The 23,262-nt window shown below is 70.4% G+C and carries 17 protein-coding genes; 5 read left to right on the top strand and 12 right to left on the bottom strand.

The annotated features are described in order from the left end of the window. Positions 1-89: 89 nt before the first annotated feature. From OHU35_RS31495 to OHU35_RS31485, 3 genes are all read right to left on the bottom strand, one after another. Complete coding sequence (locus OHU35_RS31495; protein WP_184589838.1) at positions 90-848, bottom strand: NUDIX domain-containing protein; 759 nt, start codon at positions 846-848, stop codon at positions 90-92. A 131-nt stretch (positions 849-979) separates the two neighbouring features. Continuing rightward, positions 980-2,848, bottom strand: coding sequence for a glycogen debranching N-terminal domain-containing protein (locus OHU35_RS31490; protein ID WP_405507661.1), 1,869 nt, complete (start codon positions 2,846-2,848; stop codon positions 980-982). 680 nt (positions 2,849-3,528) lie between these two features. Next, positions 3,529-5,205, bottom strand: coding sequence for a DUF4192 domain-containing protein (locus OHU35_RS31485; protein ID WP_405507659.1), 1,677 nt, complete (start codon positions 5,203-5,205; stop codon positions 3,529-3,531). A gap of 143 nt (positions 5,206-5,348) precedes the next feature. Between OHU35_RS31485 and OHU35_RS31480 the strand changes: the two genes are divergently transcribed. Beyond that, on the top strand, positions 5,349-7,514 hold the full coding sequence (locus OHU35_RS31480; protein WP_405507658.1) for a RecQ family ATP-dependent DNA helicase: 2,166 nt from the start codon (positions 5,349-5,351) through the stop codon (positions 7,512-7,514). 345 nt (positions 7,515-7,859) lie between these two features. Further along, a complete protein-coding gene (locus tag OHU35_RS31475) occupies positions 7,860-8,474 on the top strand; it encodes a hypothetical protein (protein ID WP_233878702.1) in 615 nt (204 codons plus the stop codon). Positions 8,475-8,707: 233 nt separating this feature from the next. Here the strand turns inward: OHU35_RS31475 and OHU35_RS31470 are convergent, their stop codons facing one another. From OHU35_RS31470 to OHU35_RS31460, 3 genes are all read right to left on the bottom strand, one after another. Continuing rightward, the gene (locus OHU35_RS31470) at positions 8,708-9,337 is read right to left on the bottom strand and encodes a hypothetical protein (protein ID WP_189721833.1); all 630 of its coding nucleotides are present in this window, start codon (positions 9,335-9,337) and stop codon (positions 8,708-8,710) included. Between the two features lie 68 nt (positions 9,338-9,405). Continuing rightward, complete coding sequence (locus OHU35_RS31465) at positions 9,406-10,107, bottom strand: ribonuclease HII (RefSeq protein ID WP_189721834.1); 702 nt, start codon at positions 10,105-10,107, stop codon at positions 9,406-9,408. Positions 10,108-10,189: 82 nt separating this feature from the next. Beyond that, entirely contained in the window at positions 10,190-10,810 is a 621-nt protein-coding gene (locus tag OHU35_RS31460; RefSeq protein WP_359888947.1) for a TetR/AcrR family transcriptional regulator, read from the bottom strand. A 187-nt stretch (positions 10,811-10,997) separates the two neighbouring features. On the opposite strand from OHU35_RS31460, the gene OHU35_RS31455 reads away from it, so the two are divergent. Then, positions 10,998-12,545, top strand: a complete 1,548-nt coding sequence (locus OHU35_RS31455; RefSeq protein ID WP_405507655.1) for an MFS transporter — start codon at positions 10,998-11,000, stop codon at positions 12,543-12,545. 290 nt (positions 12,546-12,835) lie between these two features. Here the strand turns inward: OHU35_RS31455 and OHU35_RS31450 are convergent, their stop codons facing one another. The 3 genes from OHU35_RS31450 to OHU35_RS31440 form a co-directional block, all read right to left on the bottom strand. Continuing rightward, the gene (locus OHU35_RS31450) at positions 12,836-13,741 is read right to left on the bottom strand and encodes an ADP-ribosylglycohydrolase family protein (RefSeq protein WP_359888950.1); all 906 of its coding nucleotides are present in this window, start codon (positions 13,739-13,741) and stop codon (positions 12,836-12,838) included. Between the two features lie 12 nt (positions 13,742-13,753). Next, the gene (locus tag OHU35_RS31445) at positions 13,754-14,413 is read right to left on the bottom strand and encodes a histidine phosphatase family protein (RefSeq protein ID WP_405507653.1); all 660 of its coding nucleotides are present in this window, start codon (positions 14,411-14,413) and stop codon (positions 13,754-13,756) included. Between the two features lie 211 nt (positions 14,414-14,624). Beyond that, the gene (locus OHU35_RS31440) at positions 14,625-15,230 is read right to left on the bottom strand and encodes a YdbC family protein (RefSeq protein ID WP_189721839.1); all 606 of its coding nucleotides are present in this window, start codon (positions 15,228-15,230) and stop codon (positions 14,625-14,627) included. A 155-nt stretch (positions 15,231-15,385) separates the two neighbouring features. On the opposite strand from OHU35_RS31440, the gene OHU35_RS31435 reads away from it, so the two are divergent. Continuing rightward, the gene (locus OHU35_RS31435; protein ID WP_405507651.1) at positions 15,386-15,919 is read left to right on the top strand and encodes a TerD family protein; all 534 of its coding nucleotides are present in this window, start codon (positions 15,386-15,388) and stop codon (positions 15,917-15,919) included. A gap of 90 nt (positions 15,920-16,009) precedes the next feature. On the opposite strand, the gene OHU35_RS31430 is transcribed toward OHU35_RS31435, so the two are convergent. Both OHU35_RS31430 and nrdR read right to left on the bottom strand, forming a co-directional pair. Beyond that, positions 16,010-18,895 carry a vitamin B12-dependent ribonucleotide reductase gene (locus OHU35_RS31430; RefSeq protein WP_189721841.1) on the bottom strand — a complete coding sequence of 962 codons (2,886 nt, stop codon included), beginning with the start codon at positions 18,893-18,895 and terminating at the stop codon, positions 16,010-16,012. A gap of 164 nt (positions 18,896-19,059) precedes the next feature. Further along, a complete protein-coding gene (nrdR, locus tag OHU35_RS31425) occupies positions 19,060-19,620 on the bottom strand; it encodes a transcriptional regulator NrdR (protein WP_189721842.1) in 561 nt (186 codons plus the stop codon). A 631-nt stretch (positions 19,621-20,251) separates the two neighbouring features. Here nrdR and lexA point away from each other — a divergent pair. Next, positions 20,252-21,031: a transcriptional repressor LexA gene (gene lexA, locus OHU35_RS31420; protein WP_184589888.1), complete on the top strand. Its 780-nt coding sequence runs from the start codon at positions 20,252-20,254 to the stop codon at positions 21,029-21,031. A gap of 173 nt (positions 21,032-21,204) precedes the next feature. Here the strand turns inward: lexA and OHU35_RS31415 are convergent, their stop codons facing one another. Then, positions 21,205-23,181 carry an ATP-dependent DNA helicase gene (locus tag OHU35_RS31415; protein ID WP_189721843.1) on the bottom strand — a complete coding sequence of 659 codons (1,977 nt, stop codon included), beginning with the start codon at positions 23,179-23,181 and terminating at the stop codon, positions 21,205-21,207. Between the last annotated feature and the right edge of the window lie 81 nt (positions 23,182-23,262).

The following is a 23,262-nucleotide window of genomic DNA, read 5'->3' as shown; positions in this document are numbered from 1 at the left end:
TGTCCGTTTTTTCGGGCAGCGCGAGGCCGTCTCTGGTAGGGCAATCACCCTTGTCCGGGCTGCGGGCGCGTCGCGTTCCGGGTCAGGCGTCACACCTCGGGGCGCAGCATCGGAGGGTTGAGCAGCGTCGCGCCACCTGCCCGGAAGAGCTGTGCCGGGCGGCCGCCCTGGCGGGTGGTCGTCCCACCGGTGGGCACCAGGAAGCCCGGAGTGCCCGTGACCTTGCGGTGGAAGTTGCGCGGATCGAGCGCCACGCCCCACACCGCCTCGTAGACACGCCGCAGCTCTCCGACCGTGAACTCGGGCGGGCAGAAAGCTGTGGCCAGCGACGAGTACTCGATCTTGGAGCGGGCTCGCTCCACTCCGTCCGCCAGAATCTGCGCGTGGTCGAACGCGAGCGGGGCGACCGGCTCGGCATCACGCCCGTAACCGCCCTGCTGCAGCAGCTCCTCGACCGGAGCCCAGCGCGCGTTGCTGGCGTCGCCGCCCGCCCTGGGAGCGGGCAGGTCGGGAGCGAGGGCGAGGTGGGCGACACTGACGACCCGCATCCTGGGGTCCCGCTTGGGGTCGCCGTAGGTGGCGAGCTGCTCCAAGTGCGCGCCGTTGTCCTGGGCGGGGACGGCCGGGTCGTGGACGCGCAGCCCTGTCTCCTCGGCCAGCTCGCGCGCCGCGGCCTGTGCCAGGTCCTCGTCGGCCCGTACGAAACCGCCGGGGAGCGCCCAACGCCCCTGGAACGGTGGTTCGCCCCTCCGTACCGCCAGCGCGCACAGGGCATGGCGACGCACGGTCAGTACGACCAGGTCCACGGTGACGGCGAAGGGCGGAAACGCTGACGGGTCGTAGGGCATGCGGCGATCATAGTCGTCTGCCTGACGATAAACACTCCCTTCGCGGCTCGCTTCGCTTACTGATCCACTTCGGTCGGGTATGGGCTTCACTGTCGATTCCCAATGATCCGACGGTGATCTGTCATGGCAGGTCAGGCCCCCAGCTGCAGTCCGTCGGCCGCCTCCTCGACCATGATGAGGCCGAGCCGGCTGACCCGCACGGAGAACGGGGCGCCCGCCACGCGCAGTCCCGTGAAGCCGACCTCGCCCAGGGGTGCGCTGCGCACAGGACGCAGGGTGACAGTCCCGGCCGGGGCGTCGGGACGGATGCCGGCGAGCGTGGTGAGCAGCAGGACTCCGGCCGCCGCCGGGGCGGCCGCGGGGCGGCAGGCCGCCGGGTGCGGGAGGGGAGCGCTGCCTTCCGTGCGCTGTTCCCCCGCGTACATCTCGGGCAGGCGATGGGCGAAGGTCTCGGCGGCCTCGAGTACGCCGCGCAGCAGCGAGCTCGCCTCCTTCTCGTAGCCTGCGGCGGCCAGACCGGCGACGGCGAGTGCCGTCTCCTGGATCCGTACTGCCCCGGCGCGGTGGCCGAACGGATTGAACCCCGGTTCCTTCGCGCCCAGTCCACGCAGGCCCCAGCCCGAGTCCATGACGGGGCTGCCGAGCAGCCGGGCGAGCTTCTCGGTCTGGACCTTGTCGAGCAGACCGGGTGCCACCGCGCCCCCGCCCAGCAGGCCGGTGTCGAGGAGGTGGACGGCGGCCGCGCCCAGGTGAGGCACGGGCCTGCCGTCCGGGGCACGGGCTGCCGCGGGCCGGCCGCCCCCGCGGTCGTCGAGCCAGAAGTCCTCCCGGAACGCGGGCCGTAATGCCTGTGCCCACTCCCGGAGCGCCGCTCCGCCGGTACGGCCGCAGGCGTCGAGCAGATCGGCACCGAGCAGTGCGGCACGGTGGGCGTGAGCCTGTGTCTCGCAGCGGATGGTTCCGCCAGGGTGTGGGTCGCGCAGGTACGCGTCGTCGCCCACGGCGGTGCGCAGCCAGGTCAGGCAGCGCTCGGCGGCGGGCAGCAGTTCCTCCGTCTCCTGTTCGCCGAGGCCCCAGCGTCGGGCTTCGGCGAGCAGTACGGGGAAGAGCAGCGTGGCCTCCGTACCGGTGCACTGCGGCGGAAGGTACGGCCCGGCGTCCCGTCTCGGGCCGGGGATCATCCCGGACTGCGGTCCCGGGCCGGTGAGTTGGGTCCGGGCGAGGATCCGCAGCGTCCCCGCTGCCAGGCCGGTGCCGAGCGGCAGGGCCATCCGGGCGGCGACGAGCGCGTCGGCGGGTGCCAGACCGCAGCGCCAGGGTGCCCCGGCCGCGAGATGGGTGTCGGCGGGGTTCGCGGAGTCACGCAGCAAGAGGGCTTGGAGGTCCTCGATGCTCGTCTGCAACAGGGCGGAGACTCTGGGGTCGTCGCCTTCCGCACACGCCGCGGCCAGAGGGCTGGTCGCGGCGCGGCCCACGGCTCGGAGAGGCCCGGCACCGTCCGGCCGCACCCGCAGTTCCACACTTCTGCTTCCGCCCGGCGGCAGGTCGAGCTCCCACCGCAGCAGCCCGGCCGAGGCCAGGGCGTCCGAAGGAGGCGGTTCAGCCGTCACGGACGCGTTGCCGATGGGGCAGGACCAGCGCAGGCCGGAGCCGTGAACGCTGGCGGAAAGTTCGGGTCCCGCGGTGCCCGAGGCGATCGAACCGAGATCGGCCAGGTCCGTGCCCAGGACCACCTCCACCGGCAGGCGCATCGGGCGGGGAGCCGCGCTGTGCAGGGTGATCCGCTCCGTGCCGTCCGCGAAGCGGTTGCGTTCCACGACCACGTCCGGGTCCGGGCCGGCCTGCGGGGACGTGCGGAGCGTGCCCACGAACCTGGCGCGGTCGGCCGAGGCCATGCGGGCCTGCACCGCGAGGGGTTCCCGTCCGCCCACGCGGATCTCGCACCGGGAGAGCACGCGCCGGCCGCCGCGATAGAACCCTTCCAGCCCTCTGCCGGTCATCTGCCCTTCCGCCGTCGAGATGGCCAGGCCGGGAAGGGCGACACAGATCATCGCGGTGTGGGCGGGCGGCAGGTCTGCGGACCAGCGCAGTCCGGGGATCGTGGCACCCCGGGGCGGAGGCTCGTGCCCCGGGGGCGCCGGCGCCCGGCCTTGAGCCGAGGGCGGTGCGGCTGAGCCGTACCCAGACGTGGATCCGGGGCGACGGCTCTGGCCCGCCCATCGGGGCGACGAACGGCCCGGCCCCGGCGGCGAGGGGGAGCGAGAGTCCGGACCGGTGGGCGGCGAGACGTGTGAGGCACCTCCAGGGAACCTGGGCCCGTAACCGTCGACACGGACCACTGGTCGCGGAGGGGCATCCTGGTCCCCCGACGGGGGAGCTCCGCCCCCGGACAGGCCGAGGCCCGGCGCGAAGGGTGGTGGGGGCCCGTCTGTGGCGCGGCGGTCGCCGGCAGCGGAGGAGGGCGGAGTCGGCTGATGCATGGGAAGGCTTCCTCTGCGCTCTGTGCGCCTCGATCGGGTTCGGCGCCGGTGCCGGAAGGCTCCGACGGGGCAGGGGCGGTGCGGCGTCACACCCCGTTCAGGCGTTCCGCCACTCAGGTGAACGCCGTGGACGTCCTCCGAGTCACGCCCGTGCCCCGGCCCTTGCGCGTCAAGGCCACGCGGCGGGTGGGGGCGATGGGTCACTCCTCCCCCTCCGTACCGTGGCCGGGCTGCACGCCTTCCTGACCCGTGTCCCGACAGGGCATGGCTGCTTTCCGTGGGGTGCGCGCACGCGTGCCGCCCGAGCGCGCACTGCCGGATCGCGCGGGACCCGTCGTCGCACGCTCGGGGCGCATGCCGGCTTCCGCGGCACCGGCAGGGCGCGTGGTGCCTGCCGGCTTACGCCCGAGCGAAGTAGGCGTGCTCGTGTCACGGCCGGCACGGGTACGGCCGGAGGCGGTGTCGGGAGCACCGGCGGAACGGGAGCGGCGGCGACGGCGTGAGGGCGCCGCTGTGGGCGTGGGGTCGGGGTCGGGCTGTGGCACCACTGTCTCTCGCCCGACAGCCTCGGCAACGTGCGCACGGATCATGGCGTGGTCGACCACCGCTCGCCCACGGCCTTCGCGCTCCGCTCGCAGGCAGGTGCGGATCGACTCCGGGTCGAGGCCTTCGTTGCAAGCCTGGTGCAGGAGGCGGGCGAACAGGTAGTCGGGATCCGCGCCCAGGGCCATGGCGAGGGCTTCCCGGGCCTCCAGTTCGTCGCCGGTGGACCATGCGACCCAGCCCGCGAGAGTGAGGGGCGCAGCGGCATGTTCGCCGTAGGGGCCGACGCAGCGGCGGGCCAGCGTCCGCCAGAGACGAAGGGCGCGTGCGGCCTCGTCGCCCTCCATCCACTCGGCCGCGCGGTCGCGGGTCGCACGGTCCTGGAGACCCAGGATCAACCGGGCGGCCTCGTCGTACCCGAGAAGTTCGTCGTCGCGGAGGTCCGCCAGAAGCATGCCGGAGACGGGCCGCGCCTCGGCGAAGCGGTCCAGGACCCTCCCGGCCAGTTCCAGCGTCTCGTCGGCCACGGAGGCGCGGCCCACCTCGTCCAGGAGCCTCGGGACCAGCGTCATGCTGGCGGTGTCGAGGGCGGCCTCCTGTTCGAGGGCGGCGGCGTTCTCCCAAGGCAGCAGCCGGGCCCGTAGCTCCCGCAGCGTGCCGCGCACCTGGATCCCCGCGTAGGTGGCCGCGGCGGCCAGCACGGAGGTGCCGGGCAGACCCATGGGGGCTCCCTCGCGCGGGCAGCATGCCGCGTTGTCACAGCAGTACGACCAGTAGCGACCCTCCGAGATGCACAGCGCCTCGACCACCACCACGTCCCGGGAACCGCACTCGACGCGCAGCCTCTGGGCCAGCGGCCTCAGCCGCTCCATGACCTGCTGCCCGGACTCGCCCTTCTGCGGCTCCTGGCAGAGGAAGGCGACCATCGACTCGGGCCTGGCCCCTCGGCGCTCGCTGCCCGTCACCAGGCCGTGGGCCAGTTGTCCGGCTGCGGACGGCCAGTCGTCCGCGTTGGCGGGGATACCGAGCCGGGCCCGCCCTCCGAACCGTCCGCGTCCGTCCCTGTCGTGCAGGGCGACCAGGACGATGCTGTCCTCAGGGCGGTACCCGAGCAGATACGGCAGGGCATCGGCCAGTTCGGCCGGGGTGCGCAGGGTGACCTGATGCTCGCCGCCGTGACTGTCGTGCGCGGGGACGGGGGCGTGCAGTCCGGCCGGGTCGCCCGCGTTCGGCTCCCGCTTCTGCTGTCCACCGTCCTCGTGCCTGCCTGGTGCGTCGGGCCCGCTGATGTCGCCGTTTTCAGGGGATCCAGTCGCTTCGCTGTGGTTCGTCATGCGGAGACGATCTCGCGGAATACAAACCTCCGGTTTGCCCTGTGGATAACTTCAATCAGGGACACGTCATTAGGAGCTTCCCGGCACTCGTGTCTCCCGGTGCACCGCTCCCGTTGTCACTGCCGTCCTGTTTCATGGAACGCATGGAGCACACGAGCAACGCGGATCTCCGGGCGGCAGCCGACACGGTTCTCGCCCGTCTCGTCGGGGACGTCTCGGGAGCGGCCCGGCTGCGCGAGGACCAGTGGCGGGCGATCGAGGCACTGGTCGCCGACAGACGACGTGCCCTGGTCGTTCAGCGCACGGGCTGGGGCAAGTCCGCGGTCTACTTCGTGGCGACCTCGCTGCTGCGGGCGCAGGGCAGCGGTCCGACGGTGATCGTCTCCCCGCTGCTCGCTCTCATGCGGAACCAGGTCGAGGCGGCGGCCCGCGCCGGCATCCACGCCCGGACCATCAACTCCTCCAACACCGAGGAGTGGGAGGCCGTTCAGGACGAGATCGCCGCGGGTGAGGTGGACGTCCTGCTGGTCAGTCCGGAGCGGCTCAACAACCCGGACTTCCGGGACCAGGTGCTGCCCCGGCTCGCGGCGGCCACCGGGCTCCTGGTGGTGGACGAGGCCCACTGCATCTCCGACTGGGGCCACGACTTCCGGCCGGACTACCGCCGGCTGCGCACCATGCTCGCCGACCTCCCGCCCGGTGTGCCGGTGCTCGCGACCACGGCCACCGCCAACGCGCGTGTGACGGCCGACGTCGCGGAACAGCTCGGCACCGGCGGCAGCTCGGACGCCCTCGTGCTGCGGGGCCCGCTGGACCGCGACAGCCTGAGCCTGAGCGTGCTGCGGCTGTCGGACGCCGCGCATCGGATGGCCTGGCTCGCCGAGCACCTCGACGAACTACCGGGCTCCGGGATCATCTACACGCTCACCGTGGCCGCCGCCGAGGAGGTCACCGCCTTTCTCCGGCAGCGCGGGCACACGGTCTCCTCGTACACGGGCAAGACGGAGAACGCCGATCGTCAGCAGGCCGAGGAGGACCTGCTCGCCAACAAGGTGAAGGCACTGGTCGCCACCTCCGCGCTCGGCATGGGCTTCGACAAGCCCGATCTGGGCTTCGTGGTGCACCTCGGCTCTCCCTCCTCCCCCATCGCCTACTACCAGCAGGTGGGCCGCGCGGGACGCGGTGTGGAGCACGCCGAGGTGCTCCTGCTCCCGGGCAAGGAGGACGAGGCGATCTGGAAGTACTTCGCGTCCCTCGCCTTCCCCTCGGAAGACCTGGTGCGCCGCACGCTCGATCTCCTCGCGCACGCGGAGAAGCCCTTGTCACTGCCCGCTCTGGAACCTCTGGTGGAACTGCGCCGCTCCCGTCTGGAGACCATGCTCAAGGTTCTCGACGTGGACGGTGCGGTCAAGCGGGTCAAGGGCGGCTGGATCTCGACCGGGCAGCCGTGGACGTACGACGCCGAGCGGTACGCGTGGGTGGCACGTCAGCGGGAGACCGAGCAGCAGGCCATGCGCGCGTACGCGTCGACGACGGACTGCCGCATGGAGTTCCTGCAGCGCCAGCTCGACGACGAGGCGGCCAAGCCGTGCGGTCGCTGCGACAACTGCACGGGCCCGCGCTTCCTCGCCGACACGTCCGAGGAGGCACTCGACGCCGCGCGCGTGGACCTGGGCCGAGCGGGTGTCGAGGTGGAGCCCCGCCGTATGTGGCCCACAGGGCTGCCGGCGATCGGAGTGGACCTCAAGGGACGTATCCCGGCCGGCGAACAGGCCGCATCGGGACGCGCCTTGGGGCGTCTGTCGGACATCGGCTGGGGCAATCGGCTGCGGCCCCTGCTCGCACCCCAGGCCCCCGACGGGCCCGTCCCGGATGACGTGGCGAAGGCGGTGGTGAGCGTGTTGGCCGACTGGGCCAAGGGTCCCGGCGGCTGGGCTTCCGGCACGTCGGACGCCCAGCCGCGCCCGGTCGGCGTCGTCACTGTGGCATCCCGCACCCGCCCCGCGTTGATCCACTCCCTGGGAGCGCGCATCGCGGAAGTCGGCCGACTGCCGCTGCTGGGTGCCATCGAGTACACCGGCGACGCGCACCCGGGTTCCCGGAGCAACAGCGCCCAGCGGCTGAAGGCACTCGACGGCGCTCTGACGGTGTCGCCCGCTCTCGCCTCCGCCCTGGCCGAGGCCCAGGGCCCGGTCCTCCTCGTGGACGACTACACGGAGACCGGGTGGACCCTCGCGGTCGCGGCTCGCATGCTCCGACGCTCCGGTGCGCAGGGGGTGTTGCCGCTCGTGCTGGCCTTGCAGGGCTGACGACCGATGCTCCGGAGCAAGGTGTCCGCCCCGGATCACAGGGCACCCGCCGCCTGACCACGTGCGCACACCTCTGGACGCCGCACGCCCCCGTGACGTACGAACGTGTCGTGCTCGAACGCCCCATGGGTGGCCCGGTGGCGCACTGCGTAGGGATATTAGCCGCGCATCATCTGATAACGGTCGACGGCCTCAATTGCTCGTTGCCGCATTCAAGTTCGACAGGAAGAATTGAGGTCCGCTCCCGCACGGCGCGCCCGCCGATCCGGTAGGGCTTCGCTGCGGTGCGCGCTCCCAGGAATCCGACCTCGCCCGCAGTGTGGGCGCGTAGCCGAAGGGAGGACCGTGACCTTCGGATTCGCTCCGGCCTCGGCAGCGGCGTCGACGTCCGCCGCTTCCGCCAACCGCTTGCTCGAACCCGCGGAATGGGCCGCCGCCGGGATCCCACTGTTGCGCGACCCCCGTGAGGTCGTCAGCGGACTGCATGCCCGGCACCACCCGCAGCCGGCGACCGCTGTCGTCGCCGTGCTCGACCCGGACGAGCGCCTGCGGGCGAGCGCCTCGTTCGTACGCCGCCAGGCCCCGGCCGACGGCTGGATGTTCCGCAACGTGCTGCTCGCGCAGCTGCGCCGGATCATCCCGCACGATCTGCGGCGCCGCACCCCGGTGCGGACCGCGGTGCTGCTCTACTGCCGTGAGGGCGACGCGCGTTGGACGGAGGAGGACGGCGCGTGGATGTGGGGCCTGCGCGACGCCTGCACCCTGCACGGCCTGCGCTGCGGGGCGTACATCACGCTGACGCGTGACGGCTGGCAAGTCCTCGGCGAGGGCCGCGGCGGACGCCGCCCCCACTCGGCCTCGGCACCGGAGCCGTTCGCCATGTCCGAGGCGGCGCCACCGCTGCCGCGCACCGGCGGCGCCGCCTCGGAGGTCCTGCGCCGCGCAGCGGCGGCACGCTGAAGCCCTCTGGCCAGACCGTTTCGCACGGGCCGCTGTGCCGTGCCCCAACGCACGGCATACGAGCTCGTGTGCCGACTCACGCAGTGCCGCGGAAGGCGCTCCCCAACCGGGCAAGGCCCGTACGCAGTCACGGCGTCCAGTCCTCCGGGCATGCCGAACCGCCCACCCTGCGGCGTCGCCGTAGCGGCGCCTGAAGCCCTCCCCAGCGCCCGACCGGACGCTGAGGAAGTGGCTCAGACGCCCGCGCCCAGCACCGAGTTGATCTGCTGCGGGTCACCGCAGACGATCAGCAGGGTGTTCGCCCGGGAGTGGGCCAGGGACAGCGCGCTCGCGGCTACGGCCTCGGAACCGCCGTTGACGGCGACCACGACCACCGGACGCGACGCGGCGCGGGCCGCGATGGTGGCGTCCGTGTAGAAGACGTCGTCACGGGCGTCGTGCTGGGCCCAGTAGGAGGTTTCACCGAAGGACAGCTCGTGGGTGGCCCACGGGTGCTGTTCGCCGGTCGTGATCACCAGGACGTCGCTGGGGGCGCGACCCGCGTCCAGGAGCAGGTCCACGGCCTCCTCGGCGGCGTCGAGCGCGCCTTGAGCGGAAGCCGGGATCAGCTGGATCTGCGGGGCGGCCGGAGCGGCGGCACCGGCGGCGGGCCCGGACGGACCGGGCGTGGCGGCTGTGTCACGCGGCGTACGTTGCACCGGCGGCGCGGGCCGGAGAGGGCCGGGACGACCGGGACGCGACGGAGCCGCGGGACGGGGGCCGGGTACGGGACGGGGGGTCGGCGCGGTGCGGCTGCTGGCCGGAGTGGCGCGGGGACCCTGGGCACTCTCGTGAATCTGAGGCTCCTCGGGAATGAGAGGCATGAGTTGATATTTATCAAACGCTGGTACGGCCCGCGTCGGCGGGTGGCGCATGCGTGCGAACGAAACCGTCAGAAATCGAAGCCGAGCTGACCCTCGATCTCCGGAACACTTCCGTCCGCCCAGCTGCGGACCTTCTTGAGGTGCCGCCACTGGGGCAGCGCATCAAGATACGCCCATGACAACCGGTGGTAGGGGGTGGGGCCCCGCTCCGCCAGTGCGGCCTTGTGCACGGGAGATGGATACCCGGCGTTGTCCGCAAAGCCGAAGTCTGCATGGTCGATACCCAGTTCGGCCATCATTTTGTCGCGCTGAACCTTGGCGATCACCGATGCCGCTGCTACCGCCACGCAGGACTGGTCGCCCTTGATCACCGTACGGACCCGCCAGGGCGCACCGAGATAGTCGTGCTTGCCATCGAGGATGACCGCGTCCGGACGGACCGGCAGGGCATCCAGCGCACGTCCCGCCGCGAGCCGCAGCGCGGCCGTCATACCCCGTTCGTCTATCTCCTCCGGGGAGGCATGACCCAGGGCGTACGACGTCACCCACGTCCGCAGTGTCTCGGCGAGTTCGGTGCGCCGCTTGATGGTGAGCAGCTTCGAGTCCGTGAGGCCCTCGGGCGGCCGGCGCAGTCCGGTGACCGCCGCGCAGACGGTGACAGGACCGGCCCACGCGCCGCGCCCCACCTCGTCGACACCTGCAACGATCTTCGCTCCGGTCGTGGCTCGAAGGGAGCGCTCGACGGTGTGAGTAGGTGGTTCGTACGGCATGGCGCACCTAGGTTACGCCGCCCGGAAGCGCCCGCGACACCCTGGCCCACCCTGGCGGCGTCACACCCTTCGCGGGCCCTTGTCAGGAGCCGCTCGGCCGCAGCAGCGGAACCATCAACTGGTCGATCATCTCCTCGATTTCATGATCCCGCCATTCGCAGCCGCACATCTTGGAGCGGTACATCATCATCGCCGGAATGGCATCGAAGACATAGCCGTTCGCAGCGTCAGAACGCACCTCCCCTCGCTGGATTCCGCGCTCGATGACCTCCCGCAGCATCTGGATGGTGGGCTCCACGACCCCCTCGAAGATCACGGCATGAAACCTCTCGGCCTGCGTCGTGTCGCATTCGTGAATCACCGAGCGAAGCGCGACACCGGGGCGGGAGAACATCGCATCCCGGGCTCGCAGGCACAGCGCCAAGAGGTCCTCACGCACCCCACCCTCGTCGGGTGCCGCGTCGAAACGCGGCAGACCGGCACGCAGAGCGTCGGCGACAAGGTCCTCCTTGGACGGCCAGCGCCGGTAGACCGCGGCCTTGCCGGTCTGGGCGCCGGCGGCGACGCCCTCCATCGTCAGGCCGTTCCAGCCGACGGTGCTGAGTTGGTCCAGTGCGGCGTCGAGGATCGCTCGCTCGAGCACGGCGCCGCGGCGGCGGGCGGCTGTCTGAGCGGGGGCGTCCGCCCAGCTCGGGGTAACCATCTGACTCTCTCCAACGAACAGAGAAGCGGGGATTTCGGGGATGTGAGGGCGTGCCGCACGGCGACAGAGGGGGACATGCCGAACGACGACGCCACGAGTGAACGCTTGCGTTCACTGTCCGGGACTCATTACCTTTGACGCGGCAGTGAACGCAAGCGTTCACTAACGCACTCGTGGGGGACCCATAGTGACAACCTCTCCATTGCTCCAGGACCAGAAGCCAGGTGCGGCCCGCCGGGAGGGACATCCCGGCATCGCACTCACCGTCATCGCCGCCTGCCAACTCATGGTGGTACTCGACGCGACAATTGTGAACATCGCGCTCCCGCACATTCAAGACGCGCTCAAGTTCAGCACCACCGACCTCACCTGGGTCGTCAGCTCCTACACACTCACCTTCGGCGGTCTGCTGCTCCTCGGCGGCCGGGCCGGTGACATCCTCGGCCGCCGCCGGGTCTTCATGACCGGCATCCTGCTGTTCACCCTCGCCTCGCTGCTCGGCGGGCTCGCCCAGGAGCCCTGGCAGTTGCTGGCCGCACGGGTCCTGCAGGGCGTGGGGGGCGCCATCGCGTCGCCCACCTCGCTGGCGCTCATCACCACCACGTTTCCCGAGGGTCCGGAGCGCAACCGGGCCTTCGGGGTCTTCGCCGCGGTGTCGGCGGGCGGTGGCGCCATCGGCCTGCTCGCCGGCGGCATGCTCACCGAGTGGCTCGACTGGCGCTGGGTGCTCTTCGTGAACGTACCGATCGGCGTGCTGATCGCCGTGCTCACACCGCTCTACATCAACGAGTCCGTTCGGCACACCGGCCGGTTCGACATCGCGGGTGCGGTGACCTCGACCACGGGGATGGCGTCCCTCGTCTACGGCTTCATCCGTGCTGCGGACGAGGGATGGCGGGACAGTCTCACCATCGGGTCCTTCGGCGCCGCGGTGATCCTGCTGCTGGCCTTCGGGATCATCGAGTCCCGGGCCAAGGAACCGATCACCCCGCTGCGGATGTTCGCCGACCGCAACCGCTCCGGCACGTACGTGATCATGCTGAGCCTGGCCGCGGCGATGTTCGGGATGTTCTTCTACATCGTGCTGTTCGTGCAGAACGTACTCGGCTACAGCCCGATCGAGGCGGGGCTCGCCTTCCTGCCCGTGACGGTCGTGATCGCGCTCGGCGCGGGTCTGTCGCAGCGGTTCCTGCCGGTGCTGGGTCCCAAGCCGTTCATGCTCGCGGGCTCGGCGCTCGCGATGATCGGACTGGCCTGGCAGGCGCTCATCAGCTCCGACAGTTCCTACGTCGGCGGAGTCCTCGGTCCGATGCTGGTGTTCGGCTTCGGTATGGGGCTGAACTTCGTGACGCTGACGCTCACCGCCGTCTCCGGTGTCGCCCCGCACGAGGCGGGCGCCGCCTCCGGGCTGCTCAACACGACGCAGCAGGTGGGCGGATCGTTGGGCCTGGCCATCCTGACGACGGTCTTCGGCACGGCGACCCGGGACGAGGCGGAGAAGCAACTTCCGCAGTTCATGGCCGAGGGCTCCGCGGAGCAGAAGGCCGAGTTCGCCCGTACGCAGCAACTGCCCGCACCGTGGGGGCACGAGGTGCTGGCCCAGGGCATCTCGACAGCCTTCATCCCGGCCGCGGCGATGGCCGTCCTCGCCCTGGCCACGGCCTGGCTGGTGATCCGGGTCCGCAAGAGTGACCTGGAGGCACTCGCCGGGTCGGCCGGGCCGGGACTCGGCTGACGCAACAGCGTCGCGAGCCGGCTCCGGCAGCTCGCCGACGGGCGTGCCATTTGCCTGGCGGCGGCTGTCGGGCCGGTTCGCGACCGGTTCGCTTCGCGGACGGCGCGAGAGAGCGCCCCACCAGTGGATCAGAACCGCGAGCAGGACGCCCATGTTCACCCCCATCGCTCCACTCCGGTGCCCGCGTGCCCTGCCGGCTCGCACAGCGGATGTCACGACAACGAGTGGGCGATTACGGAGAGTTCCCGCGATGTACGGAGAGTTCCCGAAGAGGTGAAAGAGCCTTGCCGCTAGGCCGACGCAGGCACCCAGTCCGGGAGCGGTTCCGTCCGACCCACCCACTCGGCGGGCGGTGTTCCGACCTTGCCCGCGGCGATCACGCCGCCGACGATTGCGCAGGTGGTGTCGACGTCCCCGCCGACCTGCGCGGTCGTCCAGAACGCCTGCTCGTAGTCACCGAGGCTTCTCGCCGCCGACCAGAGGGCGAAGGGCACGGTGTCATGGGCGGTCGTGCGCCGACCGCACCCCAGTACCGCCGCCACCGTGGCCGGGTCGCCGTAGTCGAGCATGTCCCGGGCCCGGCGCAGCCCCGCGCCCACCGCGCTCTTCGGCACCAGGTCGATGACCCCGTCGAGGAGGGCCTCGGGGCCGGGCGGCCCGCCGGGGGCGGCCGCGAAGGCGGCGGCCGCGGCGACGGCCATCGCACCGACGACCGCCTCGCGGTGCTGGTGGGTGGTGTAGGCCGAGATCTCCGCCTGGTGAGTCGCCTGCTCCGGATCACCCGCGTACCAAGCGCCCAGCGGGGCGATCCGCATCGCGGCGCCGTTCCCCCAGGACCCCTGTCCGTTGAAGAGCCCGGCCGCGAGTTCGCGCCAGTCCCCGCCCTCCCGGACGAGTCGCAGCAGTCGGTTGACCGCGGGGCCGTAGCCACGGTCGAAGTCGTGGTGCTCGGCGAAGGAACGGGCCAGGGCGTCCTGGTCGACGCGGTGGTGGGCGGCCAGGACGGCGACGACGGAACCGGCCATCTCCGTGTCGTCGGTCCACTGCCACGGCCCGGACGGCACCTCGCGGCGCTTCAGCAGCGGGTAGTTCACCGGCACGAAGTACTGGGAACCCAGGGCGTCCCCGACGGACAGTCCGCGCAGGCTGGCCAGGGCGCGGTCCAGGCGCCCGTCGGGGGAGGAGTCAGCGGTCATCGCCCTGCCACTCTATCCGGTGATCCCGTAGGGTTCGGGATCTCGCCAGCGGTCGAACGGCCGGTCGAGGGTGTACTTGCCGTCGTCTCCCAGAACGAGCATCCGCACCTCACCGTTCCCCGGGTTCGACAGTGACTCGAACTCCGCGACCGTCCAGTGGAACCACCGCATGCAGAACAGCCGCATGGCCAGACCGTGGGTCACGATGAGGACGTTCGGCGGATGGTCGGGGTCCTCGAAACTGCGGAACAGGCTCTCCAGGAAGCCGCCGACCCGGTCGTAGACATCGGCTCCGGACTCGCCCTGGGCGAAGCGGTAGAAGAAGTGGCCGTACGCGTCCCGGTAGGCCTTCTGGAGACGGACCTCGTCCCGGTCCTGCCAGTTGCCCCAGTCCTGCTCGCGCAGCCTGGGCTCCTCGCGTACGCGTATGAACTCGGGGTCGAGATGGAAGGAACGCAACGTCTCGTGCGTACGGCGGTACGGGGAGACGTACACACTGACGCGCTCACCGCCGAACCGTTCGCGCAGCCGCTCTCCCGTCGCCTCCGCCTGCCGCCGACCCCGTTCGGTCAGAGCCAGGGCGTGGTCGGGTTCACGCTCGTACACGGAGTCATCAACATTGCCCGTTGACTCGCCGTGCCGGACAAGGACGATGCGCCGTGGTCGTGCCATGCCAAGACCCTAGATCGGGTGAGCGCTTGCGCAGCACTCATACCCCACCCATACAGCGTAGGTCACACAGATCCTGCACCACAGGTCACACAGGTCACGCCCATCGCCGACCGGAACCAATCCGTCCAGACCGTTTCGAATCGGACCACTCCCACAGCGGGTCAAGCTCGGCGACCTCGTCCTCGAAGGTCAGACTTCCGGGTCGGCCGGGTCAGACGGTCCAGCTCGACTCCATGCCCACGATGTCCCCGGTGAGCGCCGCCACGTCCGCCTCCGTCTGGGCCCTCAGGGCGAGCCGCTCCACGCGCTCGGTGCGGTACTTGCCGTGCTCGGCGTCCGAACGCCACATCGACAGCACCAGGAACTCGTGCCCGGGCGCCTCGCCGAACAGCCCGCGCACCATGCCGGGAGAGCCGGCCATCGCCGGGTTCCAGACCTTCTCCTGCATCAGCACGAAATGCTCGGCCCGCGCCTCGTGGACACGGCAGAGCGCCACCCGCAGCAGGTCGGCGTCCGTGAAGCGCGGTTCGAAGCCGGTCTTCACGTCGAAGCGGTAGTCGAAGAGCCTGACCTGGGCGTCCTTGAAGGTGCCCGACTGGGCCGACGCCAGCCGGTCGTGGGACCGCGCCATGAAGGAGTCGTAGAAGGCGCGGCTCTCCCAGAACGCGAATATGTGCGCCACGTCCGGCCGCCCCCGGCTCCAGCCACCCCCCTGCCCGCGAAACCCCGGCTCCCCCAGAAGCCCCGCCCACTTCCGCTGCCCCCGCTCGAAACCGCGGCGGTCCACCACGGTGCAGCGAATCCACTTGACCAGCACCGCGCCATGGTAAGGCCACGGAGCGTGGCGCCGGTCACTCTCGGCCGGACCGCTCCTCCACGCGCGCACCCGCACGCGTGGCAGGATGGACAAACAGTCGTAAGCGCCCGGCAGTTGGGGCGAACAGGCGGGTCGGTACCGGAAAGGGGACTCTGGTGGACGGGCTCAACAAGGGACTGAGCAAGATCGAGATCGCGATGAGGTGGGATCCCAGTCCGGCGGGGCAGCCGTCCACCGATCTGGACCTCGTCGCGGCGACGTACCTGGCGGACGACCCGCAGGGCGATCCCGCCTATGTGGTGCACTTCGACAGCCGCTCCCCCGACGGCACCATCTACCTCAACCGGGACAGCAAGGACGGCCAGGGCTTCGGCTACGACGAGGTCATGACGCTAGAACTCGACCGGCTCGACGCCCGGTACGCGCGCGTGGTCGTCGGTGTCGTCATCCAGCAGCGCCCGGCGGAGCGCACCTTCGTCAGCGTGGTCAACCCCGGCCTGCGCATCCGCGAGGGGTACACGGTCCTCGCGGAGGACGACTTCGGCGGTGTCCTGGGGGCGACGGCCGCGACGGTCGCGGAGTTCGTCCGGGACGGCTCCGGTCCCTGGGCCTTCCACCCCGGCCTGCGTGGTTTCGAGGGCGACCCCGTGGCCTTCACCAGGACGATGGGTGCGGCACGCCGGGCATGAGCACCATGCCGTGACATCCGCGGCCCGTGACGACGAGAGGGGCACCGCCCAAAGGCGGTGCCCCTCCGTCATCGGCTCAGGCGCTCGGCATCAGCTGCAGCCGCTGGTCGAGCCGCAGCCCTCGCAGATGTAGCACGAACCGGCGCGCTGCATCTTCGTACCGCAGGAGAAGCACAGCGGGGCGTCGGCCTGGATGCCCAGCTGCATCTCCACCAGTTCGGCACTGGTGTGGGCCTGCTGCGGGGCGGGCTGGGCCGCCACTTCGTTCTTCGGCTCGGTGACGGCCTTCAGCTCCTGGGCGCGCGGCGCCGACTGGGCCAGACCCTCGACGTCGACCTCGTCATCGCCGATGCTCTGCTCGTACGAACCGGTCTCCAGGTGACGCTGACGCTCCTCGGCGGAGTGGATGCCGAGCGCGGAGCGCGTCTCGAAGGGCAGGAAGTCCAGCGCCAGGCGGCGGAAGATGTAGTCGACGATCGACTGAGCCATCCGCACGTCCGGGTCGTCCGTCATGCCGGCCGGCTCGAAGCGCATGTTCGTGAACTTCGAGACGTACGTCTCCAGGGGGACGCCGTACTGGAGGCCCACGGAGACCGCGATGGAGAAGGCGTCCATCATGCCCGCGAGGGTCGAGCCCTGCTTGGACATCTTCAGGAAGACCTCGCCGAGACCGTCGTCCGGGTAGGAGTTGGCGGTCATGTAGCCCTCGGCACCGCCGACGGTGAAGGACGTGGTGATGCCGGGACGTCCCTTCGGGAGGCGCTTGCGGACCGGGCGGTACTCGACCACCTTCTCGACCTTGGCCTCGACGGCTGCGGGCTCCTCGGCCTTCGCCTCTTCCTTCTTCTTGGCGGAGAGCGGCTGGCCGACCTTGCAGTTGTCGCGGTAGATCGCGAGCGCCTTGACGCCCAGCTTCCAGGCCTCGAAGTAGATCTCCTCGACCTCCTCGACGGTCGCCGACTCCGGCATGTTGACCGTCTTGGAGATGGCGCCGGAGATCCACGGCTGGATCGCGGCCATCATGCGGACGTGGCCCATCGCAGAGATGGCCCGCTCGCCCATGGCGCAGTCGAACACCTCGTAGTGCTCGGGCTTGAGACTCGGGGCGTCGATCACGTTGCCGTGGTCGGCGATGTGGGCGACGATCGCCTCGATCTGCTCTTCCAGGTAGCCCAGGCGGCGCAGCGCCTGCGGCACGGTGCCGTTGACGATCTGCATCGAGCCGCCGCCGACCAGCTTCTTGAACTTGACCAGCGCGAGGTCGGGCTCGACACCGGTGGTGTCGCAGGACATCGCGAGGCCGATGGTGCCGGTCGGGGCGAGCACGGACGCCTGGGAGTTACGGAAACCGTTCTTCTCACCGAGGCGCACCACGTCCTGCCAGGCCTCGCTGGCGGCGGCCCACACCGGGGTGTCCAGGTCGTCCATGCGGACGGCCGTGTCGTTGGCGTCCGAGTGCTGCTTCATGACGCGCTTGTGAGCGTCGGCGTTGCGGGCGTAGCCGTCGTACGGGCCGACGACCGCGGCGAGTTCGGCGGAGCGCCGGTAGGCCGTACCGGTCATCAGCGAGGTGATGGATCCGGCGAGGGAACGGCCGCCGTCGGAGTCGTAGGCGTGGCCGGTGGCCATCAGCAGGGCGCCGAGGTTGGCGTAGCCGATGCCGAGCTGGCGGAACGCCCGCGTGTTGTCGCCGATCTTCTGGGTCGGGAAGTCGGCGAAGCAGATCGAGATGTCCATCGCGGTGATGACCAGCTCGACGACCTTCTGGAAGCGCTCGGCCTCGAAGGACTGGTTGCCCTTGCCGTCGTCCTTGAGGAACTTCATCAGGTTCAGCGAGGCCAGGTTGCAGGACGTGTTGTCCAGGTGCATGTACTCGCTACACGGGTTCGACGCGGTGATCCGGCCGGACTCGGGGCAGGTGTGCCAGTTGTTGATGGTGCCGTCGTACTGGATGCCGGGGTCGGCGCAGGCCCACGCGGCCTCGGCGATCTTGCGGAAGAGCGCCTTGGCGTCCACCTCCTCGATGACCTCGCCGGTCATCCGGCCGCGCAGCCCGAACTGGCCGCCCTGCTCGACCGCGGTCATGAACTCGTCGTTCACGCGGACCGAGTTGTTGGCGTTCTGGTACTGGACGGACGCGATGTCGTCGCCGCCCAGGTCCATGTCGAAGCCCGCGTCCCGCAGGATGCGGATCTTCTCCTCTTCCTTGACCTTGGTCTCGATGAAGTCCTCGATGTCCGGGTGGTCCACGTCGAGGACGACCATCTTGGCGGCACGGCGGGTGGCACCACCGGACTTGATCGTTCCTGCGGAGGCGTCGGCGCCGCGCATGAAGGAGACCGGGCCGGAGGCGTTTCCGCCGGAGGACAGCAGTTCCTTGGAGGAGCGGATCCGGGAGAGGTTCAGGCCGGCGCCGGAGCCGCCCTTGAAGATCATGCCCTCTTCCTTGTACCAGTCGAGGATCGACTCCATGGAGTCGTCGACGGCCAGGATGAAGCAGGCGGAGACCTGCTGCGGCTGCTTGGTGCCGACGTTGAACCAGACAGGGCTGTTGAAGCTGAAGATCTGGTGCAGGAGGGCGTACGCCAGCTCGTGCTCGAAGATCTCGGCGTCGGCGGGAGAGGCGAAGTACTTGTGGTCCTCTCCGGCCTTCCGGTACGTCTTCACGATGCGGTCGATCAGCTGCTTGAGGCTGGTCTCGCGCTGCGGGGTGCCGACGGCACCGCGGAAGTACTTGCTGGTGACGATGTTGACCGCGTTCACCGACCAGAAGTCGGGGAACTCGACGCCGCGCTGCTCGAAGTTGACCGAGCCGTCGCGCCAGTTGGTCATGACGACGTCACGGCTTTCCCACGCCACCTCGTCATAGGGGTGGACCCCAGGGGTGGTGTGGATGCGCTCGATACGCAGGCCCTTGTTCGCCTTGGTGCCCTTGGCGCGGGAACTCCGTGCCGGACCGCTCGCCGTCTCTGTCATGCCGCCTCCCTGTACGGGCGAAAACGCCCTGAAGTGCCCCGTTGTTCCCGTGGCACGGTGTTCTGTCTGGTGTTGCGGGCACCCACTCACATCGCCCGCAACAGGTCTTCACATCGCCGCCGCCCGGCCGGGCCCGGAGCTGCCGTCCGGGTCCGGCCCGCCGGTCAGTCGGCGGCGCCTGCGGGCTCGGGGACCTGTGTCGTCCCTCCGGGCCCGCGGTCGTCTTCCTGGCTCCCCGCACCCGTGTCCTCGCGGTCGCCGTCGTCCGCGTCGGGGGGTCCCGTCCCGTCCCTCAGTTCCGCGATGGCCGCCTCGAAGTCCTCGAGCGAGTCGAACGCCCGGTAGACGGAGGCGAATCGCAGATAGGCGACGAGATCGAGCTCCTGCAACGGGCCGAGAATGGCCAGCCCCACGTCGTGGGTGGTCAGCTCGGCGCTTCCGGTGGCCCGCACCGCCTCCTCGACCCGCTGGCCGAGCTGGGCGAGCGCGTCCTCGGTGACGGGCCGTCCCTGGCACGCCTTGCGCACCCCATTGATGACCTTGGTGCGACTGAAGGGTTCGGTGACTCCGGACCGCTTCACCACCATGAGCGAGCACGTCTCCACGGTCGTGAAACGACGGGAGCAGTCAGGGCACTGGCGGCGCCTGCGGATCGACGTGCCGTCGTCGGTCGTACGACTGTCGACGACACGGCTGTCGGGGTGCCTGCAGAAGGGGCAGTGCATGAACTCCCAACCCTCCTCACAGCAGACTCAATAGCCTCGCCGGGCCTCTTGCGCCCCACGAAGCAGTCCCAAGCATAGGCGATGACCATGGGCACTGAGACCCGGGGGACCACAACTTGTGGGCTGCTGCTGCAATCCAACCACTAGATGTGGGGATTGGCTCATACATCCACGCCGTGCACGCGTGTCGCACGCGTAGACGCAGGTGGGGCGCGGCAGACCGCATCACGGCCGCCTTCACCGCACACTGCCGCCCCGCTGTTCACCCCCGATCGCACGCGCCACTCGCACGCGGCGGCATCCGTTGGCGCACGGCCGTATCGCTACGGCACATGCGGAGATACCGTGGGCGCCGCGAGGAGGGGGCGTGGGACTCCCGCACAGATGAGGGCCGATCCCAGGGCAGGGGAATGCCGGATGGCAGACTGGGGCAACAGTCCACAGACGATCACCCCGGCGGTGAAGAGTACAGCAATGGGCCCTTTTGCCCGCCAGGCAACGCGGTAGCCAATACACCCGGACACATGATCGCGTCAGTCGATTCGCGATTTTTCACTCGAACGCGTGTTTGGCGCAACCTTTCGAAACCAACTACCGTTGTCCAGCAGGGAGACCATCGAGAGGGGCCGACGTGACCACCACCGCAGACAGTGCCACCATCACTGCCCAGGACCGCTCCCAGAGCCGACTCGAGCCGGTGCACGCGATGAATGAAGCCACGAACCCGGAGGGGCACAAGCGTTCCTTGCCCGGACGACCTCCCGGCATCCGGGCGGACAGCTCCGGACTCACCGACCGCCAACGCCGCGTGATCGAGGTCATCAGGGACTCAGTGCAGCGGCGCGGCTACCCGCCGTCGATGCGGGAGATCGGTCAGGCCGTCGGCCTTTCCAGCACCTCCTCCGTCGCACACCAGCTGATGGCACTGGAGCGCAAGGGCTTCCTGCGCCGCGACCCGCACCGCCCGCGCGCGTACGAGGTACGCGGCTCGGACCAGGCCGCCTCCGTGCAGCCCACGGACACCGCGGGCAAGCCGGCCGCGTCGTACGTCCCGCTGGTCGGCCGCATCGCCGCCGGTGGCCCGATCCTCGCCGAGGAGTCCGTCGAGGACGTCTTCCCTCTCCCCCGCCAGCTCGTCGGCGACGGTGAGCTGTTCGTCCTGAAGGTCGTAGGCGACTCGATGATCGAGGCCGCGATCTGCGACGGCGACTGGGTCACGGTTCGCCGCCAGCCGGTCGCCGAGAACGGCGACATCGTGGCCGCGATGCTCGACGGAGAGGCCACCGTCAAGCGCTTCAAGCGCGAGGACGGCCACGTCTGGCTCCTGCCGCACAACGCGGCCTACGAGCCGATCCCCGGCGACGACGCGACCATCCTCGGCAAGGTGGTGGCCGTACTGCGCCGCGTCTGACGCCACGCACCGCGTCGGGTGGGCCCAGCGGGCCCGCCCTCTGACCGGGCCCCGGGACCTCTGCGCCGGTTCCGGGGCCCTGTGCTGTCCGGGCCCGGTATCCGCGGGTCAGCCTGAGGCTGAGTGGTGGGGGTCGGCGTGTGGCTCCGCCGCCGCGGACCGACCCCCGAGACTCATCCGGCTTCCGTCTGCTGCGCCGCCGCATCGATCGCCGCCAGCGACTTCCGCACCTGATTGCGGTCGGCCGTGAACCAGAAGTCGGGCATCGACGCCTTCAGATAGCCCCCGTACCGGGCCGTCGCGAGCCGCTGGTCCAGCACGGCGACCACACCCCGGTCGCCCGATGCCCGTACGAGACGGCCGGCGCCCTGGGCCATGAGGAGCGCGGCGTGAGTGGCGGCGACCGCCATGAAGCCGTTGCCGCCCGCGTCCTCCACGGCCTTCTGGCGGGCGCTCATCAGCGGGTCGTCGGGCCGCGGGAACGGGATCTTGTCCATCACGACCAGCTGGCAGCTGGGCCCGGGTACGTCCACGCCCTGCCACAGCGACAGCGTGCCGAACAGACAGGTCTTCGGGTCCGCCGCGAAGTTCTTGATGAGCTCGCCGAGCGTCTCCTCGCCCTGGAGGAGGATCGGGAACTCCGGGATCCGGGAGCGCAGTTCCTCGGCGGCCAGCTGGGCTCCCCGCATCGAGGAGAACAGGCCCAGGGTGCGGCCGCCCGCCGCCTGGATCAGCTCTGTGAGCTCGTCGAGCATGTCCGCGCGATCGCCGTCCCGCGCGGGGCGCGCCAGGTGCTTGGCGACGTACAGGATGCCCTGCTTGCGGTAGTCGAAGGGCGAGCCGACGTCGATGCCCTTCCACTTCGGGAGGTCGTCGCCCTCCGTGCCCTCGGGGGCGAGGCCGAGGGAGGCACCGACGCCGTTGAAATCGCCGCCCAGCTTCAGCGTCGCGGACGTCAGGACCACGGAGCGGTCGGCGAAGAGCTTCTCCCGCAGGAGGCCCGAGACGGACATGGGAGCGACGCGCAGGGAGGCACCGAAGCGGTCGTGGCGCTCGTACCAGACGACGTCCCATTCGGAGCCGTTCGTGATCCGCTCCGCCACGTCGTGCACGTTCTCCACGGACGCCAGCGCCTGCTTGCGGATGGCGTCCTCGTCCTGGACGGACTTGTCGCGGGTCGCGCCGATCGCGGAGATGACGGTGCGGCACGCGTCGCGCAATGCCATGAGTGCGTAGCCGAGGTCCTCGGGGATTTCCTCGAGCCGGCCCGGCAGCGCCAGCTCCATCAGCCGCTCGAACCCCTCGGAGGCGGTCTGGAGCTGGTCCGCCGCCTTCTCGTTGACGAGTTTCGCGGCGCGACGCACCGCGCGGTTGACCTGGCCGGGGGTGAGCTCGCCGGTGGCGACTCCGGTGACCCGGGAGACCAGCTCATGGGCCTCGTCGACGATCAGCACCTCGTGCTGCGGAAGGACCGGGGCGCCCTCGATGGCGTCGATGGCGAGCAGCGCGTGGTTGGTGACGACGACGTCGGAGAGTTTGGCCCGCTCGCGGGCCATCTCGGCGAAGCACTCCGCTCCGTAGGCGCACTTCGAGGCGCCCAGGCACTCCCTCGACGACACCGACACCTGGGCCCAGGCCCGGTCCGAGATGCCGGGCGTGAGGTTGTCACGGTCCCCGGTCTCGGTCTCGTCCGCCCAGTCGCGCACCCGCAGCAGGTCCTGACCCAGCTTGCTGGTGGGCGCGGCCGCCTCGAACTGGTCGAAGAGGCCCTCTTCCTCGTCCTGCGGGACACCCTCGTGCAGACGGTGCAGGCACAGGTAGTTCGACCGGCCCTTGAGCATCGCGAACTCCGGACGGCGGCGCAGCAGGGGGTGCAGCGATTCGACCGTTCTCGGCAGGTCGCGCTCCACCAGCTGGCGCTGCAGGGCCAGGGTGGCGGTCGCGACGACCACACGCTCCCCGTGCGCGAGCGCGGGCACCAGGTAGCCCAGCGACTTTCCGGTGCCGGTGCCGGCCTGGACCAGCAGGTGGGAGCCGCCGTCGATCGCTTCCGCGACGGATTCGGCCATGGTCACCTGACCGGGGCGCTCCGTACCGCCGACGGCGGTGACGGCAGCATGCAGGAGTTCGGGGAGTGAGGGCTTCGTCATAGCGCGACCACCCTACGACCCGGCACTGACAAACGGGTGATCAAGGCGGGGGCGGGGGACGGGATCAAGACCTTGGGCTCC

The organism is Streptomyces purpurascens, assembly GCF_045040895.1.
GTDB classification, from domain to species: Bacteria; Actinomycetota; Actinomycetes; order Streptomycetales; family Streptomycetaceae; genus Streptomyces; species Streptomyces purpurascens.
This window is presented reverse-complemented; position numbering and strand designations above follow the sequence as displayed.

Bases quoted from the DNA above. Each gene is read 5' to 3' on its own strand.
- OHU35_RS31495 (WP_184589838.1), bottom strand. From the start codon at position 848: ATGCCCTACGACCCGTCAGCGTTTCCGCCCTTCGCCGTCACCGTGGAC.
- OHU35_RS31490 (WP_405507661.1), bottom strand. From the start codon at position 2,848: ATGACCGGCAGAGGGCTGGAAGGGTTCTATCGCGGCGGCCGGCGCGTG.
- OHU35_RS31485 (WP_405507659.1), bottom strand. From the start codon at position 5,205: ATGACGAACCACAGCGAAGCGACTGGATCCCCTGAAAACGGCGACATC.
- OHU35_RS31480 (WP_405507658.1), top strand. From the start codon at position 5,349: ATGGAGCACACGAGCAACGCGGATCTCCGGGCGGCAGCCGACACGGTT.
- OHU35_RS31470 (WP_189721833.1), bottom strand. From the start codon at position 9,337: ATGCCTCTCATTCCCGAGGAGCCTCAGATTCACGAGAGTGCCCAGGGT.
- OHU35_RS31465 (WP_189721834.1), bottom strand. From the start codon at position 10,107: ATGCCGTACGAACCACCTACTCACACCGTCGAGCGCTCCCTTCGAGCC.
- OHU35_RS31460 (WP_359888947.1), bottom strand. From the start codon at position 10,810: ATGGTTACCCCGAGCTGGGCGGACGCCCCCGCTCAGACAGCCGCCCGC.
- OHU35_RS31450 (WP_359888950.1), bottom strand. From the start codon at position 13,741: ATGACCGCTGACTCCTCCCCCGACGGGCGCCTGGACCGCGCCCTGGCC.
- OHU35_RS31445 (WP_405507653.1), bottom strand. From the start codon at position 14,413: ATGGCACGACCACGGCGCATCGTCCTTGTCCGGCACGGCGAGTCAACG.
- OHU35_RS31430 (WP_189721841.1), bottom strand. From the start codon at position 18,895: ATGACAGAGACGGCGAGCGGTCCGGCACGGAGTTCCCGCGCCAAGGGC.
- nrdR (WP_189721842.1), bottom strand. From the start codon at position 19,620: ATGCACTGCCCCTTCTGCAGGCACCCCGACAGCCGTGTCGTCGACAGT.
- OHU35_RS31415 (WP_189721843.1), bottom strand. From the start codon at position 23,181: ATGACGAAGCCCTCACTCCCCGAACTCCTGCATGCTGCCGTCACCGCC.